Here is a 13331-nt window from a genome sequence, read left to right as displayed (position 1 = left end):
GTTCAGCCTTTAGAATTTGACTTACGCTGTTGCCAAGCTTATAAAAGGAACAATCTGTCCTTGCCTATCCGTACTCGACAGATTGATTCATCTCACCATGTAAGCAGCGCCAGACGATAAATCTCTGTGAGTTCCCGATGCCTGTTGCTGCCTGTAAACTACTGACCTATAAGGGCCAATACAGCACGTGCCAAATTAAGGTACCAGATATTGATGAAAAGTTGCCTGCCGTCAAAGTAAGTGGTCAATACTACAGCCGGTTTCGCCGGTTTGAAGACGCAGAGGCTGCCATGAAGGCATTGGCCAAACTGGCTCGAAATGGAGATGTGCTGGCATTAACCAAACAAAGCAAAGATAGCTACGTCATGTGGGCATTGGAACTAGAGGCCCAAGTTTTCAAAGGACCTAGAAAGGATGGGCGACGATGGCCAACGTGTGGACCAGCCACATGCTTGATACTGGGAGACGCGAAACAGTACCACCAGGGCTATATACAAGTCCCTGACCTGGCCGACCCCATGGTGGCTGTACATTATGACGATCAATTTTATAGTGTCTATCGGCCAGGATTGGCAGCTGGTGAGGCACTCAATTTAGCGGCCCAACTAACAGGTCGAGGCAATAATAGTGCGATCGCATCTACTTCAAAAGGATACGCCGTTTGCATGCTAGAGCCAGAAGCAACAGCCCATACCCCAGAGTGAAGTAAGTATCTAAAAAATAGAGTGTCGAATTCAATTTCAATAATTCAACACTCAATACTCAAATCTCACGACTCAATCCTTAACGTCGTCCTGGCAAAATAGGTTGCTCTACAGCATTACGGAAGCGCTGCACATCTTCGCTAAAGTCAATGGGTAAGACAGCGACCACGTTCTCGTGGGGACGAGGAATAATCACCCAAGTTTCTAGGACTCCACCGGGAGCATTTTCCGCAGCTTCCACCCCAGCTGCCATAGCCGCTTTGACTTCGGATACATCACCACGAATATTGATGCAGAAACGTGCACTACCTGCCCGAATGTAATTCACCAATGTGACTCGTCCTGCTTTCACCATCGCATCTGCGGCGGCTAGTACAGGGGGAAATCCCTTTGTTTCTAACGATCCTACTGCCTCAGGCATTGTCGCTCTCCTTAACTACGAGCCTAGATTGGCTTTGATTTTATAACTCCAACGTCTATTCTACGGGAGACACGGGGGCTTGAATAGCCACAACGGGTTGCGTTTGCTGAACAAACGTTTCAACCTTCGTAAAGTAGTCCGGCCCAGCCGTACTTGCCACATCGTTATGCCCTGCTTCGGGAACTAGCCACAGTGACTTGGGGGAGGGTGATGCAGCATAGAGTTGCTCTGACATCGCTGCTGCAGTTGTATCGTCTTCTAATCCATGGATATAGAAAACGGGTAGCTGCAGATGGGGCACTTTAGCAAGAGAATCAAACCGCTGGGTCAGAATCCAATTCACCGGCACCCAGTCATATTGCCCAGTTAATTGGACGGCCTGTAGCATTGAGCTAAAGGTACTTTGCACAATCAGCCCCGCTGCCGGGCGGTGGGTCGCTAGTTCGATGGCAATGGCTCCTCCCAAGGAATGGCCAAATAGCCACAGCTGCTGGTTCGGGATCTGCCGAGTTTCTGTGAGATAGCGATAGGCTGCGATCGCATCCTCATATACCCGATCTTCATTGGGAAAGGGGCCAGGACTGAGACCATACCCCCGATAGTCCACCATGAGCACGTTAAACCCCATCAACTGATAGCGATGGGCTAGCCCTAAATTTGCACCAATATTCTCGCTATTACCATGGAGATACAGCAACGTCAGTGCGCGTGCAGACAACGTTCCTGGTAAACCAGGTAGCCACCACCCATGTAACCCGTTACCAGGAGAAGATCTTCCTTCTGGGCTAATCCAAACTTCTTCGTAAGCTAACTGTTCGTCTGCTGGCGTTTGGGTTAATACAGATGTGGGCGAAAAGATCAGCTTCGTTTGATAAAAGTACAACCCAACACAAAATGCACCATAAATACTGGCAGTAGCTAAGGCCAGTGCCAGTAGACCTTTATAAACCATCATTTACAGCATTACCCAGAAACTCAAATATTGACCACAACTACAAAGACCACTCTTCTTGTAGCGCCTCTAGCTGCCATACGCGGGTCTCGGTGATTGCCGCCAGACAAGCCTTAACATCTCCAGCTGATGGCAAATTAGCCTCATACTCACAGTGGGCATCACGATAATCCAGCCAGGAAAGCTGAACATCCGTCAACGCCTCCCCTGCATCACCATCGGCTAACGCCTGCACAGCCTGATAAACCTCATTAAGCTCGGCATCGGCTGCCGCAAAATCAGTCTCGGCAGTAATCGTCTGTCGCAGCTCAGCAATACGATTATCCGTTATTTGCTCCATACAGCTAGCTTGAATCAGAGGCGCGATTGAACCACCTGCAAAACGATCACTCTCAAACGTGCACTCGGCGTCACGGAAGACAAGCCAACGTTCTTCAGCTCTAGTCAGCAAATCTTTTGAAGCCTCATTCAGACCTTGCTTCACCTCCTGATAGACATCATTGAGCGCCTTATCAGAAACGGCATAATTTTCAGCCGCGCACTGATTCATCTCCTGCTGGGTAGCCAATTGACCGCAGTCCTGTTTAGCTAAAGCTACCGGAGAAGCAGCAGGTGGCGGCGCAGCAGCCTCGTTGGACGAAGCAACCGGTGGCGTCACAGGCACCGTTTCAGCCGCTTCACCCTCGGTCGACTCGGCAGCAGATGAAGCCTCTTGATTAGTTGCTGTAGACGTATCATCAGCCCCATTGGTAGGCGCAGTCGTCTGCTCTGCGCGTCCGCAACTGACCAAAGCCAGGATTAATGCTATAGAGACTAGTTTGGACAATAGTTTATAAGACGATTTATCCATGGTTTCACAACACCAGCTCGCACCATTGGAGTGTAACGCACCCGCTTTTAGCTATGGAAAATCTAAAGAATAATCAGGGTTTCTAGCGTAGAACAGACCAAAAGCTATAGGTTGAGCGCAAGCTTCTTAACGGTGGGCTGACGGCCCAATGATTCCTGATTATTTCCTATGCAAATCGTCGCCTACCTTTACACAGATCCTCGTCTGGAACCCCCAGTCGATGCCAATCTGTGGGGCTGGGAGGTTGATCGCATCTACAAAGACACTCCCTTTGCCCCACAGCGCCCTCAACTCCAGGAACTATTAACCCACATCCAAACTGAGGCACCGGCCTATCTGCTAATACGACATCTTGATGAATTAGGGGATTCCTTAACATCGGTCGCTGAAAATCTCACGCTCATCGAAACGGCAGGAACGGTGGTGATTGCCACAGAACAGGACTATCAGACAGCCGCAGCTGGCACAACTCACCCGCAGCTACCCATAGTCCTCGCTCAAGTACAAGCCAATCAACGCCAACGCCGTATTCGCCAAGGACATGCGGCCAAACGGCTAAAGGCCCTGCCACCGCCAGGCAAAGCCCCCTATGGCTACCGCCGTGGCAAGCAAGGCTACATCATTGACCGAGCCACTGCGCCGATACTAAAAGCCTTCTTTGAACAGTTTTTGTTATACGGTTCTCTGCGAGGCGCAGTGCGTCATATCGCGAAGCAATATGGTAAAAAAGTATCCGCCTCCACTGGGCGACGCTGGCTAGAACATCCCATCTATAGAGGTCACACCCGCTATGGTGATGGCGGCATCATCCTCAATACCCACCGTCCTCTTTTAGATGCCACCGAAGCAGCCCAGATCGATCGCCTACTACGCCGAAATAGTGCATTACCGTCTAAAACAGCGAGTGCGCCGCGTTCTTTAGCGGGTCTAGTTAGCTGTCAACAGTGCCAGGCAAAATTTACAGTGAGTCGGGTCAGTGCACCCCGGCGCGCTAAAGACTACACCTATATGCGGGTGACCACCTGCCCAGAGAAATGCAAAGCTCTACCCTACGAAGAGCTGCTAGCTCAGACAATTCAGACTATTTGCCACGACCTGCCTAAGGCGGTGGCTCAGCTCTCTATGCCAGACCAAAGTCCTAAAAATGCGCTAGAGGTTGCGATCTCAACACAAGAAGCCATCCTCAACCAGTTGCCTCAGCTAGTAACCGACGGCATATTAGACCAGACAACAGCTGATCTACGGGCCTATAGCGTGCGCACCAAAGTTGCCCAACTTACTCAGCAACTGGCCCAATTACCCCCAGTCAATCTTAAGGAACTCGCTCAAGCGGTTAGCATCCCTCAATTCTGGGAAGATCTCTCAGAACCAGAACGCCGCTTTTTCTTTCGCGAATTCATCCGTGACATACAGGTTATCCGTTCAGGAAACAGCTGGACACTTCAGGTATTATTTGCCTTCTAGTCAACAACTTTAGTTGTTGACTAGAAGGCAAATAATAAAGAGAGCACCTAAGCACCATGGCGAGACAGACAGACATTGCATGGACATCTCTCTAAACGATTGCACAAACAAAGTTAAGTATATTAGCGGATACATACTGAGAGAAAGACACGACGAGGCCTGTAAGATCCGCAAAAATCCTGAGGACAACACCACAACAATAATTAATCCTTGCTGGAAATTCTATAAAAGTCTCCTTAAAAGCTACGAGATGGCTCAAATCTTCATACACAACATGCGTATTCATCCGCATTTCGACAACATTTTTAGGCATTAAATTTGACATACAAGGGTCAAGAACTAAGTCACAAGACGTCAACAAAACAATCATGAATCAATTCAATATCCGTGCTGCACTAGGCATGGCAGTCATAGTGAGTGCGATAGGAGCAGCACCCACCTATGCCTTCACCCTAACAGGGGCATCAGCAAGCTTCGACAACGCACGATTAGTAAACGGCAAAACTGTTGGTAGAGCGGCTAACAACAGTGATTTTGCCGACTATGAGCAAGCGGCTTTTACTAAAGACTCAGATAACTATGTTGAGTTTTTTGATTACAACGGGGTCAACCAAGTGCGTTGGGGCGATCCTGTCTATGACTACTACAGCTACTCCAAAACGCAAGAAGCAGGTCATCGAAAAATATCGGACTATGGGTCCTACCGCACCAGCAACGGTTATCAATATTATGGATCCCATAAAGACCGAACAGCTCAAAAAAGTGGTCTTGGTTTCGCGGGTGTCAGCAATGTTGATTTAGGTGTAGGTGAGATTTTCAATCTTGGTACTCTCAAGCACTACAACAACACAATTTGGTCAGATGGTCGCATCGCAGAGAAAACCGATTTCAGCCTAAAATTAGGCTTTGGCGATACTGGTCTAGGTGACCAGACCTTCAACTTCGCCCTTAACATTGATGAGACTAGCAATAATCCTAATAATCATGCGGGCGGCCAATGCCCATATCAAACCACTGGCTCTGGCTGTTCTGATAAAATCACCTGGGATTTTGCCATTGACTCTGAAAGTAGCTTTGAGTTTGAAGGTGAAGAATACACCCTTGAGCTAGTAGGCTTTAACGACACGCCTAACTTCGATGCTGGCGGCGTAACAGACTTTATCTCCCAAGAGAATGGCACTAGTCAGGCTAGTCTGTTTGCTCGCATCGTTAAAGTAGACGACCCTGATAATCCTGATGAGCCCACCGCTGTGCCTGAGCCAGGAGCGCTGCTAGGAATAGGCGCATTGGGATTGCTCTTGCATAATACCCGCCGCCGCCAACAAGAGGCTGCTATTGCTGAGGCTTAACAAAGCCCCAATCGCCACTGGCAAACGTCTCTGCAACAGAGCAAAAACCCCAGACCTAAGAACTTTTTGTTTCTCAGGTCTGGGGTTTTCTTAGCTATGGCAATCTGTTCTTGCTTACCCTTGTGACGGTTCATCCAGCATCAAAGGATACCAAGGCTCACGATCATTTAACTGCCAAATAGAAATTACTAGAGCGCTGGCCACTGCCAACCAAATCACCATGGGCAATAGCAGCTGGCCTGCCAAGGGCACAACTTGCCAGTAACTCACGGTAACGACAACAGACGAAACCAACGGTCCAAGAATAACCACAGGCACCGCCAAGCCCAGACGCCCTTCCACCGTGAAGACTGTATTCCAGGTATCTCCCAAGGCTAAATGGATAATAAAAATAGCTAGGGGCCATGTTAAGTAGGTCTGGCCTAAAGCTTGCCACACTAGATAAGAGGACACCACCCGTAAGACACCAATGCTCATCCAAACAATCGGAAACGCCAGGGGAGGAGGAGCCCAGCCAGGACGTTTGACATTACTGTAGGTGGTGCGAGTTCGTGCATTGTTCAAAGGGGAAAACAGGCGGGACCGAATGGCTAGCACAATAAAAAATGCGATCGCAGCTCCCACTTTGACCGTTTCAGACCATGCCTGGGTCAGCTGCTGTAATCCCCACAAACTGATGATCATCAGTCCAATTTGCGCCAGGGTGCCAACGACATATCTCCCTAAAGCAGACCAGTCAGCTTGACGCCCCTCTGCGGCTGGCAGCTGCGTTGCATCGTCTAGACGCACACCCATGATGGCATTCACCATCGACTCCACCTTGCCAAACAGGTTCGTTTTTTCCGCCATAGTCGCTGCTAAGTTACTCCCATTACTATCTATCATGATTGCCGCTACTATTTGGGGAAAGAGCAACCCAACCAAAAACGGCAGTTCATGGCAAATGTTCGGTTTGAGCGCGTTACTAAACAGTATGACAACGGCTTCGTCGCGGTTAAGGATCTAAATTTAGAAATTTGCGATCGCGAATTCTTAGTCCTTGTGGGGCCTTCAGGCTGTGGCAAAACCACCTCTCTGCGCATGTTAGCAGGGCTGGAAAGTATCAGCAGTGGTAACTTATACATCGATGAACGCCGGGTCAATGACTTACCGCCCAAGGATCGAGACATCGCCATGGTGTTCCAGTCCTATGCCTTATACCCCCATATGAGCGTGTTTGATAACATGGCGTTTAGCCTCGAACTTCAGGGCGTGCCTAAGGCAGATATTCGTAAGCGGGTGCAGCAGGCAGCTCAGCAACTGGGCATTGATAGCTTACTCGAGCGCAAACCCAAACAACTGTCCGGTGGTCAACGCCAGCGAGTGGCCGTGGGTCGTGCCATTGTGCGTAACCCATCAGCTTTCCTAATGGATGAGCCCCTATCTAATTTAGATGCCAAACTACGGGTACAGGCTCGAGCAGAGCTGAATAAACTTCACAAACGATTGGGCACCACATTTATCTACGTTACCCATGATCAAGTAGAAGCCATGACCATGGGAAGTCGTATTGCCATTATGAATCAAGGCATTCTACAGCAGGTGGATACGCCCCAAACAATCTATGAAAAGCCTAACAACATTTTTGTAGCAGGATTTCTGGGCAGTCCATCAATGAATTTCTTGGATGCCACCCTTAGACGCCATGACAACAACTTATTAATTAAAACTGATAGTTTTAGCTTACCACTATCAAGAAACAACGACACTATCCACCCTTACATCGACCACTCAGTTACTCTTGGTATTCGTCCAGAAAGCATTTACCACCCTGACTATTTGCCTCCTGGCATTACACCTGTAGACATTCAAGCTGAGGTATCCGTGGTTGAACTTATGGGGCATGAATTAATTGTTTACGCCACCTTAACCGATGGTAGCGAGATTGTTTCCCGCCTCGATCCAAGAGCCGTTATTGTGCCAGGGGAAATCATTACCCTACAGCTCGATCAAAATCGCATCCACCTCTTTGATAACGAAACAGAACAAACAATTTAGCGGACATTTGACTGTCAGCACAGGCTCGGTCAGCCACCTCCTCAAAACAACAGTGTCTATTTTTGTTTTTTCCACAACCGTAATTTATCCAATCTAGAAGGTATAACTTGATCACTAAAATGTGTAGTTTTCTGCACATTTTTTTGCGTAAGAATACTAAGATATAAAGTTATGAATACCTAACCTACGCAATTTAACTAGCTCTAATAAAGAGTCCGTGAACTGAAGTGGTCAATTTAGTTCTAAGATGTGAATATTAATCAAGGTTAATACAAGCGTAATCAGCCGCCAACTACCATGTCCCCTGACGGTCTTTCGATTAGCTATTCCCAACCGACCTTGGCTACAAGGCAAGATGCTATTGAGCAAGCGGTTGCGAATCTAATGCAGCACGCCCAGCATCTACGAATCAAAAAACTCTTGTTTAGCGTTTGTTATGGGACGTGGGAAAACGAGGCTGCCGTACTAAGCAGTGTTCCGATGAGTTCGTTGGTATCAATTTTGTTGGGACGCTACTCTACCCTGCAACAATGCCGCAACAGTCTCTACCAAAAAGCAAATAACCTGAATCGTAAAAAGGTTTACATTGCGATTGCAAACGTTATTTTATACTATCTGCGCAACGTATTTCTTCCCCAAACACCACTCTCCCCATCTACGGATCAACAAGCTGATAATCTAGCCGCCTCGGTACAATCACGGGCTAAATCGGATCTTTACCAGCCTGTAATCAATGAACTCAAAAAATCAGATAATTTAGGCGTTATTAAGACGTTTCTGGGGTATCTAGGACAGTCCCCTGGGAACATCGCTGACACAGCTAGTACTGATTTACTGAGTCTTGTGCAGTTGGCCCATCGCCAAGCACCAACGCCTTTAGAACTAAAGCAGCGTTTATTGGGGATCTTAAAGCATCAGAGGCATCTGCCCTCTTTTACTCACTCGCAGATAGTAGCCCGACAAATTTTAAGGGCATTTCGCTCTCTTTACGTCACTGGACCTGCACCAGTGGTCACCACACCTGATAGCCTCACCACGTTGGAGCAAGCCCTCTCCAGTAAATGTGATCCCGACAAAGTCCGAGTACTGCTTTATTCCATTCTTTACGGTCCCTATGCAGACAGCCCGCTACAACGGCAAATCTTGCAAGCCAAAACACTACGCGATCTTTTAGAGGAAACGTTTGACTACTGCCCGACCTACGGTGACTTTGAAAGCAAGCTGACAATCCTGGCCCACTGTTTGGAAACATCCGATGGCCTGAATCGAGCCCTCAAGGTCATGCTGGTCTCGTTATACCGCTATTACACTAAGGACAAAAAGCTATCGGTATAAAATAGTCGGTATAAAATAGCTTGCTTGTTTATTAGTGGGCCTATTATTCAGCAGGTGTCCGCTTGCCGAGTAGCTTTTCTCGTAGATGCTTGATGCGATCGCGAAACTTAGCCGCTTCTTCAAAGTCCAGCTCCTTGGCAGCCGCTTTCATTTGCTTCTCCAGCTGACTAATGAGTTCCGGGATATCTTCCAGGGCAAGATCGTCACTATGCTCATAAACTTCTTCCAATTCTTGGGCATTGAGACGCCGTGATACCTCCAAAAACGAGAGAATAGCGTTGCTCTTCCGTCGAATAATGGGCTTTGGCACAATGCCATGTTTTTCGTTGTAAGCCTTTTGAATTGCCCGTCTACGCTCAGTTTCGTCAATGGCCCTAGCCATACTGCCAGTCAGATTATCAGCATAGAGAATCGCCTGCCCCTGAACGTGTCTGGCGGCTCGACCCATGGTCTGAATCAGGGATCGCTCCGCCCGTAGAAACCCCTCTTTATCCGCATCTAAAATCGCTACCAACGAGACTTCAGGTAAGTCCAACCCTTCCCTTAGTAGGTTTACTCCCACTAACACATCAAAGTTACCGTTACGCAAATCTTGAATAATCTCAATCCGCTCAATAGAGTGAATCTCAGAATGTAAGTAACGGACTCTCACCCCATGTTCGTCAAAATACTCAGTGAGATCTTCTGCCATCCGTTTGGTCAACGTAGTCACTAGGGTGCGCTCACCCCGCTGAGCCCGATCCTGAATCTCTCCTAATAGGTCATCGACCTGCCCTGTAGTGGGTCGTACAAAAATCTCAGGGTCTAACACCCCAGTAGGACGAATAATCTGCTCCACAACCCGTTGTTCAGAGATTTCCAGCTCCCACTCACCCGGTGTAGCAGATACAAAAATACAGTTTTTGACCTTTTGCCAAAATTCTTCTGCTTTCAGAGGGCGATTATCAGCAGCGCTGGGTAACCGAAATCCATGATCGATTAAGACTTTCTTACGAGCCTGATCACCGTTGTACATCCCCCGCAACTGAGGAATCGTAACGTGGGACTCATCAATCACCAACAGCCAATCTTCAGGAAAGTAGTCCAAAAGACATTCGGGGGGATCTCCTGCGTGGCGTCCGGCTAGATGGCGAGAATAGTTTTCGACGCCATTGCAGTAACCCACCTCCCGCAGCATCTCCAGGTCATATTTAGTGCGTTGCTCTAGACGCTGAGCTTCGAGTAGTTTACCTTCTTTTTCTAGCAACTCCAGCTGCTCTCTGAGTTCTTCTTGAATGCCGTTACACGCTGCTTCTAACTTATCGTCCGGGGTCACAAAGTGGCGAGCCGGATATATGTTGAGGGCTTCCATACTCTGAATTGTCGCCCCAGTCACCGGGTCTACATAGCGAATGGCATCAATTTCATCGCCGAAGAACTCCACTCGGATAATGCGATCCTCGTAGGCCGGACCAATTTCTAACACATCGCCTTTCACGCGAAATCGTCCTCGACCTAAGTCGATGTCGTTGCGCGTATATTGCACAGAGGCCAAATCCCGCAGTACCTGCCGCTGGTTTATTTCCATGCCTACCCGCAGCGGGATCGATGCCTTTAGATATTCTGTCGGGATTCCTAAACCATAGATACAGCTGATGGAGGCCACCACAATCACATCCCGCCGTTCAAATAGAGAACGGGTGGCAGAGTGTCGCAGCATATCGATTTCTTCGTTAATCGATGCGGTTTTGGCAATGTAAGTATCTGTAACCGGGATATAGGCCTCAGGCTGATAGTAATCGTAATAACTGATGAAATACTCAACGGCATTGTCTGGGAAAAATTCCCGCAGCTCGTTACAGAGCTGTGCTGCCAGCGTTTTATTGTGAGCTAGAACCAGGGTGGGGCGTCCTATGGTATCGATGACCCGAGCAACCGTGTGAGTCTTCCCGGTACCGGTCGCTCCCAATAGAGTTTGATATTGACCTCCAGCCTCTAAGTAGCTAATTAAACCTTCAATTGCTTTGGGTTGGTCACCCTTGGGTTCAAAGGGAGCTTGAATATCGAAGTCATTCATGGGCGGCTGGCGCTAAGAAGGCACGTACTTCACTGAAACCATCAACACAAAGGTAGACTTTACGATCTTAAAAGTAATGTCTAAAATTCGCACAGCTGTTTTTAGCCATCATCTACCGCAATGGCTTATACCATGACAGTTTCACAGGTGGGGTTCTAAGTCTTTACCATTTTCCAGAACCGCTACCCTAGGAAAGACAGGGCCGATCCTAGTCGACCCGATTAGACACACTTGATAGCTCACCGTGGGGGTATCTATGAAAATCTGGCGTTGGGGATGTATTGGACTAGTAGTTGCAATCAGTGCCTGCGGTCCTGGCGAACAAGCGACCGCTCCAGACAGCCCTGGTCCAAATGGCGCAGACGTGACCACCACCGCAGCTGCAACCGCCGCCTGCGATCCCATGGAGAGTCAGGTACCGCTACAGGCTGCCACTGAAGTAGACCTACCCTTCGAGCGCTTTGACTTTCGACCAACTGAGGTAGAAGCTACTGAGTCAACACTGATCTTTAGGGGAAGGCGCTATGGGTTTACGTTTTGTAAACGCGATCGCACCTGGGGCGTAGAGGCCCTGGAAGTTGCCCCACCTGTGGAGGAAGACTACGCTGAATATTTCGAATCCCTGGGTGATCCAGACTATGAAACCATAGCCAGCCAAGAGCAAAGTTATCAAGCACGGGTCCGCCTTGACGCCTCCTGGGTTGAAGGATCGGAAACCCTTGAGAATGATCTAGAACAGGTAATTTTTGAACTGATCAAACCCGGGGATAGCGAGCCTACGGCTCAAGTCCTATATACCAACACTGACATCATTGAACGTGAACTAGGGGCAACGGCGGGTGTGCCAACCATCACTCAAACCCTAGTGACCGATGATGCTCTGTGGTGGTCCATTGGATTTGAGCAAGGTGAGGGAGCCAGTGGCATTGCTACAGTGGTGCAATATCAGCTCGATCAGGATGAAATTGTCCTCTGGCAACCATCTGAACTCGGAAATGCTCAAATTACCGATCTGGCCCTGACAACGGCAGACGATGAGGCCACCCTCTGGTTGGGTACCCAATACTCAGGGGAGGGCAATCCATTTCTCCCAGCCAAAGGCTTGGTAGCATTCCGTCCAGCAGACAATACAGTGAAGACGTATACCGTTGAGAACAGTCCGCTCATTGGAGCCATCCCCACTCGACTCTGGGCTGAAGAAGAAATATTATGGGTGGCCACCGCTAATGGCGTATGTGAAATAGACTGGACAGCGATTGATACGAATGATAGTTGGGCCTGCTGGCGCTTTATAGCCAGGACTGATATCCCAACCGATCAGGATTTGTATGCCAGTCTGCTAGCTGAAACACCTATGGAACAGCTAGATGGTACAACAACGGTAGAGGTGCTGTGGTTAGCAGACACTGACATCAGCACCCCCGAATCTTCAGTGCGATACGAAATTAGCTACGAACCAGGCATTACCACTGAAATCAGCCAAGGTGCCGACTATTATATGGGTCCAGAAGAGAATCCGGACGATGGATATTTTTGGTGGCCAGGTCAGGACTGGAGCTGGAATGGAGAACGCTTTGTGCGTCCATGGGATCAGGTCGCTGTGAATTATGTGGGTGGTGGTCCCCAGGGGATTGGCCCCACTGAATATGAGAGTTTTGTTGCCGATTGGCAAGCAATGCGGGGGGAGTTTGAATTATTGACCCTGACGCCTGACGTTACAGAAATCATCTATTACTCTGCCTGGATTGACGGAGAAGATCTGGAACCTTGGGTAACAGTGACTGAGGCGGCGAATGCTCCCCTTGATACGGCAAATCCGACAGATGTGGTACTGACAGATTTGAAAAAGGCGGCGCAGAGTAATTAGCAAAGATCTTACGAAATCCGAATTCATTAACCCCCGCTTAAAAGTGAATAACCCTGTAGGGGTACTCCCTTGTGGATACCCTTCGATATCGGGGGTAGGTAACCAGGATTTTGCATTATTATCGTTGGTTAATCTGATTTCTCATGCTCAAAATTCATCATCTCTATGTTGTATTTGCATAGGTATGAGAATCTCGTATACATCAATGTTTTATGATGAGCAACAACGTCTCAACAGATGTGCCATCATGCCGGGGCATTAGTCTTGGCATGGTGTTTTAACTCACCCCCATGAGA

11 protein-coding genes are annotated in these 13331 nt (G+C 48.5%); 6 read left to right on the top strand and 5 right to left on the bottom strand.

The genetic code is table 11. The annotated features are described in order from the left end of the window. Positions 1-137 precede the first annotated feature (137 nt). Positions 138-704: a hypothetical protein gene (locus QGP82_RS13460; RefSeq protein ID WP_499059626.1), complete on the top strand. Its 567-nt coding sequence runs from the start codon at positions 138-140 to the stop codon at positions 702-704. Between the two features lie 79 nt (positions 705-783). On the opposite strand, the gene QGP82_RS13455 is transcribed toward QGP82_RS13460, so the two are convergent. The 3 genes from QGP82_RS13455 to QGP82_RS13445 are packed head-to-tail and all read right to left on the bottom strand — an operon-like array spanning position 784 to position 2927. Beyond that, entirely contained in the window at positions 784-1125 is a 342-nt protein-coding gene (locus tag QGP82_RS13455; protein WP_006517410.1) for a carbon dioxide-concentrating mechanism protein CcmK, read from the bottom strand. 55 nt (positions 1126-1180) lie between these two features. Further along, positions 1181-2080, bottom strand: a complete 900-nt coding sequence (locus QGP82_RS13450; RefSeq protein ID WP_250564724.1) for an alpha/beta hydrolase — start codon at positions 2078-2080, stop codon at positions 1181-1183. A gap of 37 nt (positions 2081-2117) precedes the next feature. Further along, complete coding sequence (locus tag QGP82_RS13445) at positions 2118-2927, bottom strand: lysozyme inhibitor LprI family protein (protein WP_163660947.1); 810 nt, start codon at positions 2925-2927, stop codon at positions 2118-2120. A 168-nt stretch (positions 2928-3095) separates the two neighbouring features. On the opposite strand from QGP82_RS13445, the gene QGP82_RS13440 reads away from it, so the two are divergent. Next, positions 3096-4391, top strand: a complete 1296-nt coding sequence (locus QGP82_RS13440; RefSeq protein WP_163697402.1) for a recombinase family protein — start codon at positions 3096-3098, stop codon at positions 4389-4391. Positions 4392-4759: 368 nt separating this feature from the next. After that, the gene (locus QGP82_RS13435) at positions 4760-5740 is read left to right on the top strand and encodes a choice-of-anchor K domain-containing protein (RefSeq protein WP_163660951.1); all 981 of its coding nucleotides are present in this window, start codon (positions 4760-4762) and stop codon (positions 5738-5740) included. A gap of 114 nt (positions 5741-5854) precedes the next feature. Here QGP82_RS13435 and QGP82_RS13430 read toward each other — a convergent pair whose 3' ends face one another. Then, positions 5855-6589 (bottom strand): tryptophan-rich sensory protein, encoded by a 735-nt coding sequence (locus QGP82_RS13430; RefSeq protein WP_163661726.1) that lies wholly within the window; start codon positions 6587-6589, stop codon positions 5855-5857. An 87-nt stretch (positions 6590-6676) separates the two neighbouring features. Here QGP82_RS13430 and QGP82_RS13425 point away from each other — a divergent pair, with 87 nt between their 5' ends. Together QGP82_RS13425 and QGP82_RS13420 are read left to right on the top strand one after the other, a co-directional pair. Next, complete coding sequence (locus QGP82_RS13425) at positions 6677-7777, top strand: ABC transporter ATP-binding protein (protein WP_499059622.1); 1101 nt, start codon at positions 6677-6679, stop codon at positions 7775-7777. 480 nt (positions 7778-8257) lie between these two features. Then, entirely contained in the window at positions 8258-9112 is an 855-nt protein-coding gene (locus QGP82_RS13420; protein WP_163660955.1) for a hypothetical protein, read from the top strand. Positions 9113-9155: 43 nt separating this feature from the next. On the opposite strand, the gene uvrB is transcribed toward QGP82_RS13420, so the two are convergent. Further along, entirely contained in the window at positions 9156-11168 is a 2013-nt protein-coding gene (uvrB, locus tag QGP82_RS13415) for an excinuclease ABC subunit UvrB (RefSeq protein ID WP_499059621.1), read from the bottom strand. 256 nt (positions 11169-11424) lie between these two features. Here uvrB and QGP82_RS13410 point away from each other — a divergent pair, with 256 nt between their 5' ends. After that, positions 11425-13035 carry a hypothetical protein gene (locus QGP82_RS13410; RefSeq protein WP_163660959.1) on the top strand — a complete coding sequence of 537 codons (1611 nt, stop codon included), beginning with the start codon at positions 11425-11427 and terminating at the stop codon, positions 13033-13035. The last annotated feature ends 296 nt before the right edge of the window (positions 13036-13331 follow it).

It is taken from the genome of Leptothoe sp. LEGE 181152 (genome assembly GCF_032906605.1).
GTDB lineage: Bacteria > Cyanobacteriota > Cyanobacteriia > Phormidesmidales > Phormidesmidaceae > Leptothoe > Leptothoe turfae.
Note: the sequence above shows the minus strand (reverse complement) of the source record. Positions and strands in the feature narration are given on the sequence as shown.

Coding starts and splice junctions, on each gene's coding strand:
- QGP82_RS13460 (WP_499059626.1), top strand. CDS start 138: ATGCCTGTTGCTGCCTGTAAACTACTGACCTATAAGGGCCAATACAGC.
- QGP82_RS13455 (WP_006517410.1), bottom strand. CDS start 1,125: ATGCCTGAGGCAGTAGGATCGTTAGAAACAAAGGGATTTCCCCCTGTA.
- QGP82_RS13450 (WP_250564724.1), bottom strand. CDS start 2,080: ATGATGGTTTATAAAGGTCTACTGGCACTGGCCTTAGCTACTGCCAGT.
- QGP82_RS13445 (WP_163660947.1), bottom strand. CDS start 2,927: ATGGATAAATCGTCTTATAAACTATTGTCCAAACTAGTCTCTATAGCA.
- QGP82_RS13440 (WP_163697402.1), top strand. CDS start 3,096: ATGCAAATCGTCGCCTACCTTTACACAGATCCTCGTCTGGAACCCCCA.
- QGP82_RS13435 (WP_163660951.1), top strand. CDS start 4,760: ATGAATCAATTCAATATCCGTGCTGCACTAGGCATGGCAGTCATAGTG.
- QGP82_RS13430 (WP_163661726.1), bottom strand. CDS start 6,589: ATGGCGGAAAAAACGAACCTGTTTGGCAAGGTGGAGTCGATGGTGAAT.
- QGP82_RS13425 (WP_499059622.1), top strand. CDS start 6,677: ATGGCAAATGTTCGGTTTGAGCGCGTTACTAAACAGTATGACAACGGC.
- QGP82_RS13420 (WP_163660955.1), top strand. CDS start 8,258: ATGAGTTCGTTGGTATCAATTTTGTTGGGACGCTACTCTACCCTGCAA.
- uvrB (WP_499059621.1), bottom strand. CDS start 11,168: ATGAATGACTTCGATATTCAAGCTCCCTTTGAACCCAAGGGTGACCAA.
- QGP82_RS13410 (WP_163660959.1), top strand. CDS start 11,425: ATGAAAATCTGGCGTTGGGGATGTATTGGACTAGTAGTTGCAATCAGT.